Below are 17,638 nucleotides of genomic sequence, written 5' to 3' on the forward strand. Positions count from 1 at the left end.
CTTTACGGCTGCGTCAAGGGAAGGTTTCGGAACGATTTCCGAACGAACGAGCACGATACCCGGACAGTCCCGCTCGGGACCCGCTAGGGGGCACGGCATTTGACGACCATCGGAAAGCGTCTCGCGACGACCAGGCTGCGCACCGCTTGCGTCGTCGTCGTTGCCGCATTCTCGGCCTCCTGCTCGGTGACCAGCGACGATTCGCTCAAGGTCGGCTCCACCGGTTTCGGGTCCGCGCTGGCCTCGGTGCTGAGCCAGGCCGAAGCGCAGCTGTCGGCCGACGAACCGGACGACCAGCTCGCAACCGGTTTCGCCGGCGTGGAGAGCGGTCAGCCGGCCGCCACCGCCCGGGTCGGCGATGCCGACCTTCCGGCAGCGGTCGGCTTCGTTCCGGCGGGCAATCCCGCCTCGCAGGCCGCCGCCGCTCCCTTGCCGAAGCCCGCCGCCGCGCCGGCGCCGGAAGCGACGACGTTCCTGGAAAACGGTCCTGGTCCTGCCCCGGCACCGCCCGCAGAGAAACGCAGCTTCCTCTCGTCGCTGTTTGCCTCCAAGCCAGCCGAGGCCGCCGCGCCGCGGCCGATGATCGGGCTCGACGACAAGAGGCCGGCGGAGCCCTCCGATGCGCCCGCCAAGCCGAGCAAGCCGCTGGTGAAGCTCGCCTCGACCGGCGGCAAGGCGGGCGATTCGCGGCCGGTGTTTTCGGGCGATGCCCTGCCCGGCGTCCGCCAGGGTTCGCTGTTCGAGATCACGCGCAAGTCGGGCCTCGACGACGATTCCGACATCGACCTGCACGAGGGCGAGCCGCTGATGCAGGTGGCTTCGGCGGCGGGGCTCGCACGTCTCGCACCGAACGGCCTGCTGAAACAGACGGAAGGGGTCGACGTCGGCTGCCTGAAGCCGTCGCTGGTGCGCATGCTCAAGGGCGTCGAGCAGCACTTCGGCAAGAAGATGATCGTGACCTCCGGCTACCGCAATCCGGAGCGGAATCGCAAGGCGCGCGGTGCCCGCAACTCGCTGCACATGTACTGCGCCGCCGCCGACGTGCAGGTGCCGGGCGTCGACAAATGGCAGTTGGCGAAGTTCGTCCGCTCGATGCCCGGCCGCGGCGGCGTCGGCACCTATTGCCACACCAATTCGGTGCATATCGACGTCGGCCCCGAGCGCGACTGGAACTGGCGCTGCCGCTCCCGCAAGGGCTGACAAAAAATGTCTCCGGCCGGGGTTCGGCGGGGTTGCCCGCCCCGTCGAAGCTGACTATAAGGCCGCACGTTCTGCTAAGCGCCCATCGTCTAGCGGTCTAGGACGCCGCCCTTTCACGGCGGAAACACGGGTTCGATTCCCGTTGGGCGTGCCAGGCAGAACAAGGGGTTAGCCCCTCCCCTCCCGAAACAGTCAATTATCCGTCGAATAAACGCCCGCGAACCGTGGCGGACGCATTCCCTTCGCTAGGAACAGCGCCGCACCTGTGGAACAATGCGGACGGGTCTGAGGAGGGGCGATCAGCATGGCCGATTACCGGCAGATATCCCAGGACTACGCGAGAGGCGCGATCAACGCGGCGATGCTCGTCAATGGCGGCGCAGCAGTGGCGCTGCTTTCTCAGTTGTCCGCCTTGCATGATATCCGGCTTGCCGTCGAATCTGCACTGATATGCTGGTCGTGGGGCGTCTCGTTCGCAATGTTCTCGTGGGTGATGGCCTTCGCCTCAACTCGCTACGTCGACAAGAGCGTCGATGAAAGCGCGAGGCGCTCGCAGCACCTGACCACTTCCAACCGTTTCATGGTTGCAGGCTTGCTGCTCGTGATCGGCTCCATCGTGCTTTTCATTGCCGGATGCTACCGCGTCGCCAGCGCATTCGGGGCATAGAAAAACCCGGCCACCGAAGCAGCCGGGTTTGTATGTCGCCAACTTGGCGACTTACGTCAGCGATGCAGCATCCTATCGGCCCGCAGGCAGGCAAGCACCGCGCCGGCCCCTCGCTCGCATAGCCTTGCCATCTTCAGGAGCGCGCGGCCCATGGTGGCGAGGATCAGCCATTTCGTCGCACGGATCATCCTCATGACGCCACCCTCAATTCAGGTTCGCCGCTGCTGCCGCCGCCATGGCCGCGCGACGCTGTTTCGTTCTGGTTTCCGACAGCTTGGCGATCATCCTGTCGAGAGCCGCGCCGGTCAGGACCGCGCGAAGGCAGACGACGTTCTCGGGCGTGCCGTCGTGAACGCTCTTCTGGCGCATGGTGAATACGATCCGATGGAAGCCTTCCTCGATTTCCTCGACGTCCAGGACATCACTCACGGCGACGTCCGGGATTGCCATCGGTTCGGTCACTACAGGCCGGTTAACGTCGCCGAGCGATGTGCCATACTTGTCGGTAGCCATTGCTGTCTCTCCCATGTTGAGACGTTGTGGTTAGGGCTAGGAGGAAGGCAGTAACCCTTTTCCTAGCCCGACAATTATGGTATCACGGTTTCCATGACAAAGCAAGCAACTGTGGTATCACGGAAGAAGCCCGGTCCCGCGCCGACTGGCAAAGGCACGCCGATAATGGTGCGCCTACAGCCCGAAATGCTCGCAGCACTGGATCGCTTTATCGCGGAGACTGATCCGTCCATGTCGCGCCCGGAAGCCATGCGCAGGGCGTTCCATGATTGGGCCATCGGGCAAGGGATTTTCGAAGCGGACGAGCGATGAGGATTGTCCGCAAACTACTGCTCGGCTTCATCGCCCTTTTCGGACTTGCCACCGTTTCCTTCTACATCCTCGCCAACCATTCACTAGTCCGAACTAGCCTGACATGTGAGGGCGCTTGGAAGAGCACTTCGGAGGGGTTTGAGGTCGCAGAGACGATGTTTCTCGTCATCTACATCTATAGGCCATGGATTCTCTGGGTTGAAGAAGACGGCTACGCCCGTGCGGAGACGAAAGACAAGCCGTTCAGCACCTTTGTGTCGCGCGTGACGCAGATCGGGGATGAGCCGCTAGTGAACTACCTATTCTCCGATACGGACGGCTCTATGCGCGGGGGCTACAGGCGCGCGTCAAAAGAAGTCGTGCTCCAGCTTGTTGATGGCTTCAACTTCGTAGGGGTTTGCAGCGAGGGCATATGATTCCGGTGGATTATGCGACGGGGCAGGTTTGCCATCGTAATCATCAGTGCAGCCCTTCAGCATAGATTCCGCGCGACCGGCATTCAGCCCGCATCAAGTCGATATCGCACGGCCTTAACTGGTCTCCGCGCTTGAGCGCCATGTGCAGCGTTGAGACCAATACTTCATCGGAGAAGCCTCGCACCAGTACGGCAAACTGGACGGTAGGAACTTCGGTCTGTGTCATGGCTGCGGCACCCATTCCATCTGCGGGAGGTCTTCCGGTTCGGACGGTTCAATGGCGGGACGAACGATCTCCGGCATAGGGCCGCCACGAATGATTTCCGCAATCGAACGGGATTCTTCATTCATCAGCGCTCGCTTCTCCAGGTCGCGGCGCAGCCGTTCGTCAGCGCGGCGAGCCGCGTCCTCTCTCATCTGGTTGCGAACATCCTCGATCCGGCCTTCACGCGCAGCAATCGCTGACGTGTCGGGTCGCCAAAGCTTGCCCGGAATAGCGTCGTAATCGCCGTTCTCCCGCTGATAAAGGACGGCATAGCCGGGCATTTCGCCACGCTTCACCATCTCGTCTGTAGCGGGCAAGGTGACCAGTTTGACGCGGCTCATGTCAATTTCGCCGAACTGCTCTGTCAGTTCCTCTTGAAGCTGTGCGCGTGCATAATCGAGCGACTTGGAAGACGACACAACCAGTTGATCGCCGGCCAGCACAAGATTGAACGACGGCCAGTACTTCTCAGGCGGATGCTTGATGACGACGGCATCGCCCGTCAGGTTCGTGACGCCATAGAGGCGCTTCATCTCAGCAACGGCGCGCGACGTAGCCAACTCTGCGTCGCCGTTCACCTTGTAGAACTGTTCTTCGGCGATGGCCCGGAACTCTGCGTGAATGCCAAGCTCCGCTTGCGTGTCGAACCCGAGACGCGCGTTGAATGCAACACCGAGAAGACTTTCATCAAACTGGCCCGCCAGATTGAATTTTTCGAGATCCGTCATGAACTCTTTGACCGCCGGTTCCAGCGCCTTCCGCTGCAAGCGGTTAGCCGGGTCGCGCTGCGACATGATGCGGCGAGCGGCATCCTCAGGCGAAAGATTCAGGTTCGTTATGAAATGCGAGAAGTCGTCCGCGAACGACTGCACCGCCGCCCCGCCATCACGCCGAGCAAGCGCGGCAGGGTTGATCGAGGCAATGCGTTGCGCTGCCTGTCCTGCCGCCACGACGGCGGCCATGTCGGTGCTTTCCATGCCCTGCCGGATCAGGTTGAGCGCCTGACGGGGAACAACGCCGGTCTGCTTTACAAGCTCTTCGGTCACGTGCTGAACGCTTTCCGGCGCCACCTGCGTTGCGGCAGAATACACGTTGTCGATCAGCTTCTTTGAGTTGGCCTCATATGGATCAACGCGCAGCGAACCATTGGCGAACTCGGCAACAGCGACATTCGTCGCCATCGTGTCTTCCATCTGCGTCCTGAAGGTGCGCAGCAAACTGGCCTTGTCACCGTCGTTTAGTACCGCGTCCGAAACAATCGATTGTTCCGACCGGACGTTGCCGGTCATGATTTCGAGTTCCAGGCGATCCTTGTGCGAGGCGTACGCGGCCTTCTGACGTGCAGCGGCGTCGCGGATCATCTCGCCTTTGCGCACCGATGCTTCATCTTGGACAAGCTGCCGGTCCTCTGGCGACAACCTGTCAAACCAATCAGGGTTAATTCGCTCGCCGGCCGACTGAAGAGCGAACTTCAATCGACCATCGAAGTTGTGAGCGCCACGCGGGTTGCCGCTCGACCAGCCGGCCGGGCGCTCGTATCCCACGAAAGCCGCCGTGGCTTCGTCGATCGTCTTGGAGTTGCGCAGAGCGTTAGCCGCCGCTGTTTCGCTTGTACGAAGCTCATGATCAACGAACGCAAGCTGCACGCCAAAATCCTGCCAGTCGGCGCGGTTGGCCGCAGCGTATGCTTTGAGGTTGCGAGCGCGTTCGGCATTCCATTGGCCTATGCCGATGCTATTCGATCCATCTCGGCCGTCACCGGGATTGAGAGCGCCAGTGTTGAGGTTGCTTTCTCCCAGGAGGTTGCCAACGATGCCGGCGGCTTGTTCCCTCGTCCAGCCCCGCGACTGGTAATAGCGCATGGCGGCACTGGCACGATCGGCCACACGTTCCGGCAACGGCCCCGTAATGGCGTCAGGGTTGGCCTGTACCGCCAGACGAGCCCGTGTCAGGTCACCGCCCTTGAGATATCGCTCACGGCGCTGTGCGGCCTCAAATGGGGACAATAGGCCGGTTTGCTCAGCCATCTGGATCGAACCTTCCATGTCGGCCCGAACCTTTGCCCGCACGTCGTTGGGCGTGTTCGGATCAGCAAAGATGTCCATGTTCTTCTGAAGGCTGGAATCAATGCCGACCTTCTTGGCTTCCTGGAACTTCCGCCGGCCGATATCCGTAATGCCGTCTTTCAGGCGAACGGCCCGCACCTTCGCATCGGCAACCCACCGTTCCCGCGTCCGTCGATCGGTGATCAATGCACCCGCATCATTGACGATCTTGTCGATGTCTTTCGGCGCTCGCGTGGCAAACGTGTCGTAGCGAGGATCGTCCTGATATCTGTTTTCCAGCCCGAGGGAATCGCCGGTGAACTTCACCTCAGCCATGGACAGACCGGTCGCGGCCTGTTGCGCCATCATGTCGGCGCCTATGTCGGCAATAGCCCCACCAGCCGCCGCAATGCCGCGACCAAGGCCTGTCGTATCGACAGACGCAATCGCGCGACCGCTGCGAAGCGGAGCGGGACCGGAAAGAGAATCCTTCGTCGGCAATCGGGCCATGTCTGTTACCTTGTGATTACACGCATGATCGCCTTCGCTTCGTCCTTCCGAAGCGTGTCGAACCATGCTGCAAAGTCGGCGAAATCGTCGCTAAGCGACTCCTTCAAACGCTCGACGCGCTTCCATGCAGTAGCAACACGAATGGGCGCATCAGGCCCCCACTCGTCCAACAATTCGCGCCCGGCATCGGAGCTTCCGAACCGCTTAAGTCCCGCACCGTCTACAGGCTCGACGTAGGCGGGCGCGCCGGTAGCCAACTCGTCATAAACGGCAAACCGAACGTGTTCGGCCATGTCAGCGTCGAAGCGGTGCATGAAGTATTTCTGTTCCCGATCTCCACCGACTGCCCTCACGATCGAGAACGCGACATTCTGCACGCCTTCGAAGATCGGCTTGAAGCCGTGGCGTTCCCATTGCGCGACCAGCCATCTGCCATCAGGCGTTGAAGCAAGTTCGCGGCGCCCGTCCTGCCAATCCATTGCCGACAGCGACCATTTGGACGGATCAGCCTCGACAACATCAGCCTCGATCAACTGGCGCAATTCCTTGTCCAGGTTCTCTCGCTCGTATCGATCGAAGTCCGTCCGCATGACGTGCTCGATGTACTCGCGCCGGCCGGCAGAAGCAGCGGGAGAGGCAAACCCACCATCTCCACCGGCCGGCGTGTATCCGGTCGCAGGCCCACCAGCCGCCGCGCCCGAATCCTCGTATTTCGTAAGGTCATTCGCCATGCGATCAGACCTTCTGGGGATAGATGTTTCGCAGATCGCGTTCCGCTATCGCGGCGCTGTGAACCGGAGCCGTCATCCGGTGACCATCGGACTTTCTCTCGACCACGTAGCCGGAACCCATCCACGCGACGCGGTAATTCTCGTCCTGAAACAGGGAGTCGAAACGCTCGGAAAAAACCGTCAGGCGCGGCTTGGCGAGAACTGCACGGGACTTGTCCGCATCGGTCACGAACGCCTCCGCAACCCACCCTTCATCGAAGGCGACGATGTACAGCCGGTCATGCTTTCGAAGCGCGTTCGCCGACTTCTGGACCTTGGCCCATATGGTCGGCTCCTTCAGGTGATCGGCGACGGCATCGACCGGAAGCCGAACCATGAACGACCGCCATGCAAAACCAGCGTCATTCATCACGATGTTGCGGGGATCAATTTCCATTGGGCATGTCCTCAGATTTGGGGGGAAGGTAGGGAGCCATCAAAGCGGCCTCAGCGTCGCGCCAAGGGCCCATCTCGTGCGGCAGGGGCGAATGGAACTCGATCGCCCCATAGCGCCAGCCGACGCCCATCAGGGGCTTCAGGACGTGCGACAGGCGGCGACTGATGCGGTTGTCATGGTCCAGCATCGGCATGGCCCGTGGCAGGTCCAGCGTCACGCCTAGCTTGTGGATAGCGCCGGCACAGAAGCGGGCTTCCTCCAAGGCGCGGCACAGGTCATGCGCGGCCCGTTCCGCGACGTCGATAGCGTCAAGGCGCTGCTGTTCGAAGGCGAGCATCTGTGACCGCTGTTCGGCCCGTAGCGCGGCAGCAGCACCGGCACGCGCAGCCTGCTCACGGCGCGAGGCTTCACCTTCGGCAGCGTCAAGGCTTTCGAGTTCGGCGCGTAGCCGGTCAATCGGCTTGCGGTCATACTTGCCGCCATCGAGCACGGCAGCGCCTTCGTCGTGGCGCAACTCATCGAGGCGGGCGAGGATGGTGCGACGGCGTTCCATGAAGTCGTGGACGGCAGGCGCGGCGGCTGTGGTGGCAATCTGATCAACGTCCATCGGGGATGTCCTTCGTATCGATCGAGGCGCGGCCGATAGAGGCGGCGAACTCAGCCAGGGCGGGCGCAACCTTCGCATTCGTGGCAACCGCATGGGCGATGCCGAACGCGAGCATGCGGGCGAGTTGCTTGCCCTCATGGCTCATGGTGCTGACGCCACCGGAAGTGATGCGGGTAAGGCGAACGCCCTCGCCTTCGAAGGTGAAGGGGTCGGGGTCGCGAGGGGCGAGCTTGCCGTTGCGCGACAGGCCAAGGGATTCAAGCAGGCGGCGCAGGCTGTTGCAGGCAGTCTGGTAATCTTTCAGGTCGTCGGCAGAAGGGCCGCGAGTGTCGCCGTTCTCGGAGAAGGACGCTTCGGCCCGCTCGATCTCGACCGTCAACGCGCTGGCCCGCTTCAGAAGGCTAAGCTGCGATGCCGACAAGCCTTCGATGCCGCCCAGGTCTTCGGCGTAGGACTCGCACAGGTCACGATAGCGGCGGCCCCATTTGGTGCGACCGTCCAAGCCTTCGGCGAACTTGTTGCCGTTGGACACGCGAGAACGCGCAACGCGCTTTGAGGCGGTATCTGGCGAGACGTCGTCCATATCTTCGGCCATTTCGAACGCCCTTATTTGACTGATACAACACTGATACCACGAGATCGCCTGCAAGTCACTGATTTCACTTGTTCGCTGGCGTTCAAGAGGCTCATGTTTCCGCCTTTAATAGGCGCAAACGTTCAAATCAGGCACGGAATGCGCCCTCAGCGAGCGGCTAGGACGTGTGCGGCGAGCCGCGAAGAAAAATCTCGACCGGGTGGACGGATGAAGGACCCTTTTTCCACCCCTGTCCGGATGCTTTCCTGTCCTGCCAACGCTCGCGCCCATCCTCAAAGAGGGCGCGGAGCGTACAGGGGTATGGGGAGTGTGAATGCAGACCGAGATAACCCGAGTGAATGCCGATTGAACGGCGAGATAAGCCCCGACTGAAAACCGAGTTAATGGGCGAGTGAAGACCGAGTGAAGGACCGTCATGCTGCTACGATCTTCCGCGTTCGACGGGACGGTGGACCGACTTCCACGTTCCTGATCTTCCCTGCCTCGAACATGCGATTCATGGCGTTGATCAGGCTGGCCTTCGACACGCCGCCCGCCCTTCCATCCTTGGCAAACAGCGCAGGCGCGTAGCCATGTCCTGTTGTCGAAGTGACAGGCCGCCCCTCGCATTCGTACGCAGCGAGCAAATCGAGGAAGATGCGGTCCGCCTTGCTTTCCGATGCCATGGCAGAGAAGCTTGATTCCGACGTCGCAGGTTTGAAAACGCCCGCCTGCCACCGGAGACGGATTTCCTCGCCCGTCCTTCCGTAGTTCGACTTCATCGACTTCAGGACGCGCAAGTCGGGATCGTCCTCGCTACCGTCGCCACTCTTGACGCGCTCGAAATAGAGGCGGCTGCGAACGCTGTTGTTCCATGCCGTGGAGCCAGACAGGCCCGAGCCACTGGACATGCCCGACAACGAAGGATGTGCGAGCAACAGCACGGTAGAGCCGTACCGCGTGCAGAAACTGCGCAGCATCCCGACAAACTGGCGAGCCTGAGCGCGAACGTTCTCGTCGCCGCCATACACGTCGGCCAGGGTATCGATCACGATCAGGTCGGCGTGCCGTTCCGCCATATAGGCGTCAAGGTCAGCCATGAGCGGCGTCCGCTTCATCTGCCCCGCCTTGCCTTCAGGAGCCGCCAGCAAAGCGTCACGGCCCGCCAGCGGCAGGATCGCGAGAGCAGACAGGTTAGCGAGACTGGTACGCTCATGGTCGGCGATATCGGCAAGTCGGCGATGCAACTCGTCAACGTCGTCCTCGGCCGAGAGGTACAGGCAGTTTCCTTTCGCTGCTTCCCGTCCCGCCCAATATCCGCCCGTGACGGTAGCCGCTGCTAGTTGGAGCGCGAGCAGCGACTTGCCCGTGCCGCCATCCCCGCCGAGCAGCGTCACCGTCTTGGCCGGGATCAGCCCGTCGACATGCCAATCCCGCACAGGGACCGGCTTCCCGTCGAAAGATGCGGCGCTGATCACCGGCAGGGTTGAGCCAGCAGCGTTGTTGCGCTCCTGCCTCGCAATTACCGCCTCAAGCGGTTCGTACTCGACATCAATCATGCCGCCGCCCTCCGTGCTACCTTCATCACCATCACGTCGGGACCGATTGGCGGTTTGAAGTGGCGACGGAAGGACACCACCACAGGTTCGGCCAAAGCGACACGGGGAACCGTATGAAAGCGCGCCCATGCCCGCGACCAGTCGAGAACGACAACGCCGTCCCTGCCCGCTTGTAGCCATTCCAGAGGGTCGGCAAAGACGTTGAGAAAGCAATCGAACGCGTACGTTTCCGGCAGGTCGATTACCTCTTGCCCGAGAGCGAACGCCGCGCCGGTCTCAGTGGCAAGCTTTGTGGTTCCGGCTCGCCAGTAAACGACGTCGTGTCCTTCGGCGAAGGCAAACCAATCTGCCCCATCTGGATCGTGCAGAAACCGGCCGTTGATCTCGCTGCCCCGCGCAATCCGCATCGGTTCAGGGTTGATCATGGCGTCAACCGTGACGCCCTTACTGATGAGCCAATCAAGATGCACCTGCTTGAGGCCTGGGAGGCTGAAAAAGTCCGTCATGCCGATGCACTCCCGAAATGGAGTTCAGCGACGACGTGCGCCAGCGGCACCGACATAAGGAACCGACTGCGAAGGCGAGCGGCTTGCAGGGCGCGGACAGGTTCGTTATTGTCCCGAGCATCGAAGCCGCCAAGCTTGATATCTTTCCGGGAGCCGGTCGTCGCCACAACGGCCGGCTTTCGATTGTCAGGAGGGTGTCGCATCAGCGCGCCCTCGCATGTCGCAAGTTTGCCGCTCGGATCGCTTCGATTGCTTCCATGGCCGACAAGCCGAACCGCTCGCGCAGCATCGGGACAACCGGCCTGTTGATCTTGTCGCGGGGATTGAGTGCAAGCCATTCGGCCGCCGCGTCGACCGCAGCAGAATGTTCGTGTTCAGGTGCAGTCAGGGGAAGCACGTCCATCACGCCGCCTCCATGACCGGAAGCGAAGCAAGGAACGCCTTGAAGTCATCAGCGAGAATGAGAGTACGCCGGCCGCACTTGCGAGCGACAAGACGCCTTTCCTTGATGGCTTTGTAGATCATAGTGCGCCCTACAGGAGCGAGCGCAGCACATTCATCGATCGAGAACCCGAGGCTGTCCGGAAAGTCTGGATGCTGTTGCATTGTCTGTCCCGTGGTTGATGGCGAAAACGCCGTTGTTCACGAGGACAAATTCGGACTACTTCGTTCGGCTAAACACTATGGGTTTTCCCGAAAGTATCATGCGTCGCCTTGGAAATCGCCTGGAGCATGATTTTTGCGCGCTGCTGAACGGCGCCTGGTTGAGCGGTTAGCTGCGCGAGCGTTTTTTGGAAACCCTCGACTTCCTCATGTCTTTCCGGTTCGACGCTACCAGTAAGCGCATCCCTCCATCCGGCAATAGAACCCCAGCCTTTTGCGCCGAGTCCAGCGGCCACGCTTGGCGCCAGCGTGCGAAACACGAACTTTGCCGCCGCCTCGCGCTTGGTCTCGTTCTTCATGAGGTATTCCATCACCGCAGCGACTCGCGCCCGGAGGAGTGCAGCCCGACCAACGATCGGCGGGCGACCGCCTTGAGCGGATTCGAGCCACTGAACCTTGTTGCCACGGTCGATCTCCCAAAGTGCCTCGTGCAACCGAGTGAAACCTCGATCGAGCCCGGCTGGCATATTGAGCCGGTCCATGAGCCCGATAATCGCGGACAATGACTGATGGGCCAGCATCCGCTTTTGCCAGTCCTCTTCACCGTCACGAGTGGCCTCGCCGTAGTCGCGCATCATCGCCTCTAGATCGGCTTCAAAATCGCGAAAGGCAGAAAGCTTGCTCATCAGCGTTGCACCGTGAACTGAACGACGTTGCTCGCATCAGGGACCAGCGGTACGATTGCCGTCCGCGCCATTTCCTCCAGACCGGACGTGACCCAGTACGTGTAGTGCCGTTCGATCATGGCCGTTGACGTGTCATGCAGCGCCGCGACAAGCCGGATAGGAAGGTTGGCCTTGATGCCCTTCACGATGCTGGAATGCCGCAGAGCGTACGGGATAGCATCCGGCAGGCCCGCCCGCTCGCGAATCGCCTGCCAAGGGCGCACGAGCTCGGCCGCTGACTGCCATGGCCCGCGATCGGCACGGTGCCACTCGATGCCGCCTTTGCGTTGCTCCCGACGCCACCGCTCTAGAAGACGGTCTTCAGGCTTGCGGCCCGCTACGATGCCCGCCAGCGCCTCGATAACGTCACGGCCGACCGGAACGGTGATAGCGCCTGACTTGCCGCCCCTGCCCTTCCTGCTCACCGGCACGAGGATACGGCCCGCCGCGATTTGGCAATCCGAGACACGGATACGAGCGACTTGCGAGAACCGCGCGCCCGTCGCCGCGAGCACGAGCACCAAGCGGAAAAGATCGCCGTCCCAATCCTGCTCTTGATCGATCTCACGTGCAGCACGAAGAAGCCGGCCGATATCGGCATCCGCGAGGATCTGATTGTCGCGCGCCACCGGCTCGTCATCTTCCGTCGACTCCAGCGCCCGCAAGCCATGCTTGACGATGCCGGGAAAGGTAGGGTCAAGGCGGTCCCTGTTTGACGCATAGGAGGCGTTGAGGGCGGCTTTCAGATCGTTGATCAGCCGTTGCCGCGTCGTCGCTTTCATCGCGTCAGGAAGCCCCGCACGCCACGCCAGAAGATCGCCTTCCTTCAGAGAGTGCAGCGGCACGGACGCAATGGCAGCGGCGGGGATATCTTCCTGTTTGCCGCGCCCAGGCTGGCCCAGGACGTACCGCCCGAGACGCTGGCCGGCGTCAGACCGCTTGTCGCGCCCCGCCCTCTTGCTGTCGCGAGCGTCGCGCGCCGACACATATTCGGTGACAGCCGCCGCCACCGTAAGGACGGGACCGGCCGCCGCCGCCGCCGCGTCCTTCCTCGCCTGCTCGACGAGCGTCCGCGCTTCCTTGACGGCCGAATGGTAATCGATCGTGCCTTCCTTGATCACGTCGTCGGCCGTGCCGATGCTCGCCTGCTTGTAGCCGACACCCGACCGCCACCGGACAAGCCAGACGCCACCGGCCCGTTTTCCCTTGCGATATCCAAGGTGAACTTCAGGGTCCAACCCCTTCCAATGCACGCCAGCCGCAAGCGCCTTCCGGGCGTTCGCCGTCGTGACCGATGCGTCTTTGAGTGTCTTCGCCATCTGCCCGCCTCCGAAACCGTCAAATATCAATCAAATATATGCCAGCGAACGCCCGCGCACAAGCACGAACGCAAAACGCCTTTTCCATTGATTTTATTGAACTTCTGCGAACGAAAGCGATTGATTCACGGATATGTTATCTGCCCTTTCACGGCGGAAACACGGGTTCGATTCCCGTTGGGCGTGCCAGGCAGATCCACCCTCCATCTCATCGGTCTCCTTTGCGTGCGATCTGCGGCCTTGATGCCCGGGCGGATCGATGCCAAATCAGGATCGGGCGCCCGCCGCTCCCGCCACCGATCGCCAATGGAAGCCGCCAGATGGTCACATACCAGGATGCAACGCTCGCGCCGCTGAAGAACACCGGCCAGATCCGGCTCTACGACGAGGCGTCGTTCGAGGGCATGCGCAAGGCCTGCCAGCTGACGGCGCGCGCGCTCGACGAGCTGGCGAGCCGTGTCGCCCCCGGCGTGACGACGGACGAGATCGACCGCTTCGTCTTCGAGTTCGGCATGGATCACGGCGCGCTGCCGGCGACGCTGAACTATCGCGGCTACACCAAATCCTCCTGCACCTCGATCAACCATGTGGTCTGCCACGGCATTCCCGATGCCAAGCCGCTGCGCGAGGGCGACGTCGTCAACATCGACGTCACCTACATCCTCGACGGCTGGCACGGTGATTCCTCGCGCATGTATCCGGTCGGCCGCATCAAGCGGGCCGCCGAGCGGCTGCTCGAGGTGACGCACGAATCGATGATGCGCGGCATCGCGGCCGTCGTGCCCGGCGCGCGCACCGGCGCCATCGGCGCGGCGATCCAGTCCTTCGCGGAGGCCGAGCGCTGCTCGGTGGTGCGCGATTTCTGCGGCCACGGCGTCGGCCGCCTGTTCCACGACGCGCCGAACATCCTGCACTATGGCAGCCGCAACGAGGGCGTCGAGATGCGTCCCGGCATGATCTTCACCATCGAGCCGATGATCAATCTCGGCAGGCCCCACGTGAAGGTGCTGTCGGACGGCTGGACGGCGGTCACCCGCGACCGCTCGCTGTCGGCGCAGTACGAGCACACGGTGGGCGTGACCGACACGGGCTGCGAGATCTTCACCCTTTCGCCCGGCGGGCTCGACCGGCCGGGGCTGCCCGAAGCCGCCTGAGCCGACGGCCCACGCCGCGACCGCGCCTTCGGCAGTCGCTGCGACCTGTTCAATCTTGCCGCGTCGTGGTCTAAGCTTGCGCCTGGCCAGCGGGTGGGGCTGGCGGTGGCGAGGGCGTTCATGGGCAGCGAGGACGAGGACGAGCGCGGCTTCTTCTCCGAACGCAGCGTCGCATCGGCGCGTCCGCCGGTCGGCACCGGCGCGCCCAGGCCACATTATGCCGGCCATCGCGAGCGGCTGCGCGAGCGCTTCGTGCAGGTCGGCGCCGATGCGCTGGCCGACTACGAGCTGCTCGAGCTGCTGTTGTTTCGCGCCATTCCCCGTGCCGACACGAAGCCGATCGCCAAGGCGCTGATCACCCGCTTCGGCTCCTTCGCCGAGGTGCTTGGCGCGCCCCCTCGCCTGCTCGGCGAGGTGAAGGGCGTCGGGCCGGCCGTGGCGCTTGAGATCAAGCTCGCCGCCGCCGCCGCAGAGCGCATGCTCCGGAGCACGATCCGCGGCCGTCAGGTGCTGACGTCATGGAGCGCGGTGATCGACTATTGCCGCGCGGCGATGGCCTTCGAGACGCGCGAGCAGTTCCGCATCCTCTTCCTCGACAAGAAGAACGCGCTGATCGCCGACGAGGTGCAGCAGACCGGCACCATCGACCACACCCCGGTCTATCCGCGCGAGATCGTGCGTCGGGCGCTGGAACTCTCCGCGACCGCGATCATCCTCGTGCACAACCACCCCTCGGGCGACCCGACGCCGTCCCGCGCCGACATCGAAATGACGAAGCTGATCGTCGAGTCGGCCAAGCCGCTCGGCATCGCCGTCCACGACCACATCATCATCGGCAAGTCCGGGCATGCCAGCCTGAAGGGGCTGCAGCTGATGTGACGGCCGCCTCCGGGCAACGCGGTGGCGGCGTTTCATCTTGCATTTGAATCAATTGGCGCGAAATCATTAACCTTTACAGGAGGTTAATGATGCATTCATCCTTCGTTTACCATATCTCCATCCTTGGGACATTCCGGGGACGACAATGACGAATGCATCGATAGCCGGCGCCGCGTTGGGCGCTCCGGTCAAGGCCGATCCTTATGCCAATGCGCAGAGCATCGAATTCCGCTTCCGCGCCAGGCGCTTTGCCCATGTGCAGCGGCTGATCGAGGCGATCATCGCCGAGCGCGGGCGAGCCGACATCATCGACCTCGGCGGAACGGAGACCTACTGGCGCATCGGCGCCGACTTCATCCGCGCGAACCGGCACCGGCTGACCATCACCATGATCAACCGGGAGCCGCAGGCCATCCAGGACCGCGACGTGTTCTCGTTCTTCGAGGGCAGCGCGACCGACCGCGCCCTGTTTGCCGATCGCAGCTTCGATCTCGTCCATTCGAATTCGGTGATCGAGCACGTCGGCAGCTGGCAGGCGATGCAGGACTTCGCCGCCAATGCGCGCCGGCTGGCGCCGCGCTACTACATCCAGACGCCGAACTTCTGGTTTCCCTACGAGCCCCATTTCCGCTTCCCAGGCTTCCAGTACCTGCCGGTGGCGTTGCGGGCGCGGCTGATCATGCGCTTTTCGCTGGGCTTCTTCCGCCGCATCGACGACCGCGCCGAGGCCGACGACATCATCCGGCATCACCGGCTCCTGTCGACCCGGGAAATGCGCGGGCTGTTCTCCGATGCGGAGGTCTTCCACGAGAAGGCGTTCGGGCTGAACAAGTCGATCATCGCGATGCGCGCCGAAGCCCCCCGCGCCGGCTGACGCGGGACGGCGCGGCCGGGCTCAGTACCAGCCGACGGCGACCTGCGCCTCTTCCGACATGCGGTCCGGCGTCCAGGGCGGGTCGAAGACCATCGAGACCGCGACGCCGGAGACGCCTTCCACCGAGCCGACCGCATTCTCGACCCATCCCGGCATCTCTCCGGCCACCGGGCAGCCGGGTGCAGTCAGCGTCATGTCGATCTTGACCTGGCGATCGTCCTCGATGTCGATCTTGTAGATCAGGCCGAGCTCGTAGATGTCGGCGGGAATTTCCGGATCGTAGACGGTCTTCAGCGCGCTGACGATGTCGTCCGTCAGCCGCGCGATCTCGTCGGCCGGGATCGCCGAGGACGCCTCGATCGAATCGGCGGGCACGCCTGAGGTTGGTTCGGTCTGGTCTGTCATGGCCTTCATCCGAAGAATTTCCGCGCCTTTTCCAGCGCTTCGGCGAGCACGTCGATCTCGCCCGTCGTGTTGTACATGCCGAAAGACGCGCGGCATGTCGAGGTCACGCCGAAGCGCTTCAGCAGCGGCTGGGCGCAATGGGTGCCGGCCCGCACCGCGACGCCCGAGCGATCGATCAGCATCGAGACGTCGTGGGCATGGATGCCCTGCAATTCGAACGAGACGATGGCGCCCTTGCCGGGCGCGTTGCCGAAGATGCGCAGCGAGTTGATGGCGCCGAGCCGCTGGTGCGCATAGTCGCGCAGCACAGCCTCATGCGCGGCGATCCTGTCGCGGCCGATCCGGTCCATGTAGTCGAGGGCCACGCCGAGCCCGATCGCCTGGACGATGGGCGGCGTGCCGGCCTCGAAGCGGTGCGGGGGGTGGTTGTAGGTGACGCGGTCCATCGAGACGTCCTCGATCATCTCGCCGCCGCCCTGGAAGGGGCGCATCGTCTCCAGAAGGTCCATCCGCCCCCACAGCACCCCGACGCCCGACGGTCCGTAGACCTTGTGGCCGGTGAAGACGTAGAAATCGCAGCCGAGGTCCTGGACATCGACCGGCATGTGCACTGCACCCTGGCTGCCGTCGACCAGCACCTTGATGCCGCGCTCATGCGCGATCCGGCACATCTCCCTGATCGGCGTCACGGTGCCGAGCGCATTCGACATCTGGGTGATGGCGACGAGCTTCGTGCGCTCCGTCAGCGCATTCACGAACTCCTCGATATGGAAGGCGCCGTCGTCGTCCACCGGCAGCCAGACCAGTTTCGCGCCCTGCCGCTCGCGGATGAAGTGCCAGGGCACGATGTTGGAATGGTGCTCCATGATCGACAGCACGATCTCGTCGCCCTCGCCGATGTTGGGCATGCCCCAGCCATAGGCGACGGTGTTGATCGATTCGGTCGCGTTCTTGGTGAAGACGATCTCGTCGACGGAGGGCGCGTTCAGGAACCGCCGCACGCTCTCGCGCGCCTTTTCGTAGGCGTCGGTGGCGGCGTTGGACAGGAAGTGCAGGCCGCGGTGCACGTTGGCGTATTCGCTGGCATAGGCATTGGAGACCGCATCGATCACCACCTGCGGCTTCTGCGCCGAGGCGCCGTTGTCGAGATAGACGAGCGGCTTGCCGTAGACCTCGCGCGACAGGATCGGGAAATCGCGGCGGATCGCCTCGACGTCGTAGGGCCGGGCGTCATCCTCGGGCTTGTCCCGAGGATCCACCGCCCTCAGATCAACAGAATTGGCCATCGCGAAACTCCCAAACGCTGCAGATCCTCGGGACAAGCCCGAGGATGACGTC

The 17,638-nt window shown here is 62.8% G+C and carries 23 protein-coding genes and 2 tRNA genes; 9 read left to right on the forward strand and 16 right to left on the reverse strand.

Features of this window, described 5'->3' with window-relative positions; translation table 11 throughout:
• Window positions 1-99 precede the first annotated feature (99 nt).
• The 3 genes from N1F91_RS04220 (at window position 100) to N1F91_RS04230 (ending at window position 1,867) form a co-directional block, all read left to right on the forward strand.
• Window positions 100-1,200, forward strand: coding sequence for a YcbK family protein (locus N1F91_RS04220; protein WP_289990489.1), 1,101 nt, complete (start codon window positions 100-102; stop codon window positions 1,198-1,200).
• 78 nt (window positions 1,201-1,278) lie between these two features.
• A tRNA-Glu gene (locus N1F91_RS04225) sits at window positions 1,279-1,354 on the forward strand.
• A gap of 150 nt (window positions 1,355-1,504) precedes the next feature.
• The gene (locus N1F91_RS04230; protein ID WP_289990490.1) at window positions 1,505-1,867 is read left to right on the forward strand and encodes a hypothetical protein; all 363 of its coding nucleotides are present in this window, start codon (window positions 1,505-1,507) and stop codon (window positions 1,865-1,867) included.
• Window positions 1,868-1,923: 56 nt separating this feature from the next.
• Here the strand turns inward: N1F91_RS04230 and N1F91_RS04235 are convergent, their stop codons facing one another.
• Together N1F91_RS04235 and N1F91_RS04240 are read right to left on the reverse strand one after the other, a co-directional pair.
• Window positions 1,924-2,061, reverse strand: a complete 138-nt coding sequence (locus N1F91_RS04235; RefSeq protein ID WP_289990491.1) for a hypothetical protein — start codon at window positions 2,059-2,061, stop codon at window positions 1,924-1,926.
• A 10-nt stretch (window positions 2,062-2,071) separates the two neighbouring features.
• Window positions 2,072-2,380: a hypothetical protein gene (locus N1F91_RS04240; protein WP_289990492.1), complete on the reverse strand. Its 309-nt coding sequence runs from the start codon at window positions 2,378-2,380 to the stop codon at window positions 2,072-2,074.
• A 165-nt stretch (window positions 2,381-2,545) separates the two neighbouring features.
• Here N1F91_RS04240 and N1F91_RS04245 point away from each other — a divergent pair, with 165 nt between their 5' ends.
• Together N1F91_RS04245 and N1F91_RS04250 are read left to right on the forward strand one after the other, a co-directional pair.
• Entirely contained in the window at window positions 2,546-2,692 is a 147-nt protein-coding gene (locus N1F91_RS04245) for a ribbon-helix-helix protein, CopG family (RefSeq protein ID WP_289990576.1), read from the forward strand.
• Complete coding sequence (locus N1F91_RS04250) at window positions 2,689-3,108, forward strand: hypothetical protein (RefSeq protein ID WP_289990493.1); 420 nt, start codon at window positions 2,689-2,691, stop codon at window positions 3,106-3,108. The genes N1F91_RS04245 and N1F91_RS04250 overlap by 4 nt, the downstream gene beginning before the upstream one ends.
• A gap of 43 nt (window positions 3,109-3,151) precedes the next feature.
• Here N1F91_RS04250 and N1F91_RS04255 read toward each other — a convergent pair whose 3' ends face one another.
• The 12 genes from N1F91_RS04255 to N1F91_RS04310 all read right to left on the reverse strand — a co-directional run bounded on the left by N1F91_RS04255 (window position 3,152) and on the right by N1F91_RS04310 (window position 12,988).
• Complete coding sequence (locus N1F91_RS04255) at window positions 3,152-3,334, reverse strand: hypothetical protein (protein ID WP_289990494.1); 183 nt, start codon at window positions 3,332-3,334, stop codon at window positions 3,152-3,154.
• Entirely contained in the window at window positions 3,331-5,928 is a 2,598-nt protein-coding gene (locus tag N1F91_RS04260) for a phage tail tip lysozyme (RefSeq protein ID WP_289990495.1), read from the reverse strand. Before N1F91_RS04260 ends, N1F91_RS04255 begins: the two co-directional genes overlap by 4 nt.
• 5 nt (window positions 5,929-5,933) lie before the next feature.
• On the reverse strand, window positions 5,934-6,659 hold the full coding sequence (locus N1F91_RS04265; protein ID WP_289990496.1) for a hypothetical protein: 726 nt from the start codon (window positions 6,657-6,659) through the stop codon (window positions 5,934-5,936).
• A gap of 4 nt (window positions 6,660-6,663) precedes the next feature.
• The gene (locus N1F91_RS04270) at window positions 6,664-7,095 is read right to left on the reverse strand and encodes a hypothetical protein (RefSeq protein ID WP_289990497.1); all 432 of its coding nucleotides are present in this window, start codon (window positions 7,093-7,095) and stop codon (window positions 6,664-6,666) included.
• The gene (locus tag N1F91_RS04275) at window positions 7,085-7,702 is read right to left on the reverse strand and encodes a hypothetical protein (RefSeq protein WP_289990498.1); all 618 of its coding nucleotides are present in this window, start codon (window positions 7,700-7,702) and stop codon (window positions 7,085-7,087) included. Before N1F91_RS04275 ends, N1F91_RS04270 begins: the two co-directional genes overlap by 11 nt.
• Entirely contained in the window at window positions 7,692-8,297 is a 606-nt protein-coding gene (locus tag N1F91_RS04280) for a hypothetical protein (RefSeq protein WP_289990499.1), read from the reverse strand. Before N1F91_RS04280 ends, N1F91_RS04275 begins: the two co-directional genes overlap by 11 nt.
• Before the next feature lie 413 nt (window positions 8,298-8,710).
• Complete coding sequence (locus tag N1F91_RS04285) at window positions 8,711-9,835, reverse strand: AAA family ATPase (RefSeq protein ID WP_289990500.1); 1,125 nt, start codon at window positions 9,833-9,835, stop codon at window positions 8,711-8,713.
• Window positions 9,832-10,341: a hypothetical protein gene (locus N1F91_RS04290; RefSeq protein WP_289990501.1), complete on the reverse strand. Its 510-nt coding sequence runs from the start codon at window positions 10,339-10,341 to the stop codon at window positions 9,832-9,834. Before N1F91_RS04290 ends, N1F91_RS04285 begins: the two co-directional genes overlap by 4 nt.
• Window positions 10,342-10,543: 202 nt before the next feature.
• Window positions 10,544-10,744 carry a hypothetical protein gene (locus N1F91_RS04295; protein ID WP_289990502.1) on the reverse strand — a complete coding sequence of 67 codons (201 nt, stop codon included), beginning with the start codon at window positions 10,742-10,744 and terminating at the stop codon, window positions 10,544-10,546.
• The gene (locus N1F91_RS04300; protein WP_289990503.1) at window positions 10,744-10,947 is read right to left on the reverse strand and encodes a helix-turn-helix domain-containing protein; all 204 of its coding nucleotides are present in this window, start codon (window positions 10,945-10,947) and stop codon (window positions 10,744-10,746) included. Before N1F91_RS04300 ends, N1F91_RS04295 begins: the two co-directional genes overlap by 1 nt.
• Before the next feature lie 68 nt (window positions 10,948-11,015).
• Window positions 11,016-11,630: a hypothetical protein gene (locus tag N1F91_RS04305; RefSeq protein WP_289990504.1), complete on the reverse strand. Its 615-nt coding sequence runs from the start codon at window positions 11,628-11,630 to the stop codon at window positions 11,016-11,018.
• Complete coding sequence (locus N1F91_RS04310; RefSeq protein WP_289990505.1) at window positions 11,630-12,988, reverse strand: tyrosine-type recombinase/integrase; 1,359 nt, start codon at window positions 12,986-12,988, stop codon at window positions 11,630-11,632. The genes N1F91_RS04305 and N1F91_RS04310 overlap by 1 nt, the downstream gene beginning before the upstream one ends.
• A gap of 116 nt (window positions 12,989-13,104) precedes the next feature.
• Here N1F91_RS04310 and N1F91_RS04315 point away from each other — a divergent pair.
• The 4 genes from N1F91_RS04315 (at window position 13,105) to N1F91_RS04330 (ending at window position 15,895) form a co-directional block, all read left to right on the forward strand.
• Window positions 13,105-13,177, forward strand: a tRNA-Glu gene (locus tag N1F91_RS04315).
• Between the two features lie 131 nt (window positions 13,178-13,308).
• Window positions 13,309-14,142 carry a type I methionyl aminopeptidase gene (gene map, locus N1F91_RS04320; protein ID WP_289990506.1) on the forward strand — a complete coding sequence of 278 codons (834 nt, stop codon included), beginning with the start codon at window positions 13,309-13,311 and terminating at the stop codon, window positions 14,140-14,142.
• 120 nt (window positions 14,143-14,262) lie between these two features.
• On the forward strand, window positions 14,263-15,021 hold the full coding sequence (gene radC, locus N1F91_RS04325) for a DNA repair protein RadC (protein WP_289990507.1): 759 nt from the start codon (window positions 14,263-14,265) through the stop codon (window positions 15,019-15,021).
• A 145-nt stretch (window positions 15,022-15,166) separates the two neighbouring features.
• On the forward strand, window positions 15,167-15,895 hold the full coding sequence (locus N1F91_RS04330; protein ID WP_289990508.1) for a methyltransferase domain-containing protein: 729 nt from the start codon (window positions 15,167-15,169) through the stop codon (window positions 15,893-15,895).
• 21 nt (window positions 15,896-15,916) lie between these two features.
• Here the strand turns inward: N1F91_RS04330 and N1F91_RS04335 are convergent, their stop codons facing one another.
• Together N1F91_RS04335 and N1F91_RS04340 are read right to left on the reverse strand one after the other, a co-directional pair.
• Window positions 15,917-16,300: an SUF system Fe-S cluster assembly protein gene (locus N1F91_RS04335; RefSeq protein ID WP_289990509.1), complete on the reverse strand. Its 384-nt coding sequence runs from the start codon at window positions 16,298-16,300 to the stop codon at window positions 15,917-15,919.
• A gap of 5 nt (window positions 16,301-16,305) precedes the next feature.
• Window positions 16,306-17,586, reverse strand: coding sequence for a cysteine desulfurase (locus N1F91_RS04340; RefSeq protein ID WP_289990510.1), 1,281 nt, complete (start codon window positions 17,584-17,586; stop codon window positions 16,306-16,308).
• Between the last annotated feature and the right edge of the window lie 52 nt (window positions 17,587-17,638).

It is taken from the genome of Aquibium sp. ELW1220 (assembly GCF_030398385.1).
In the GTDB taxonomy this organism is placed as follows: Bacteria; Pseudomonadota; Alphaproteobacteria; order Rhizobiales; family Rhizobiaceae; genus Aquibium.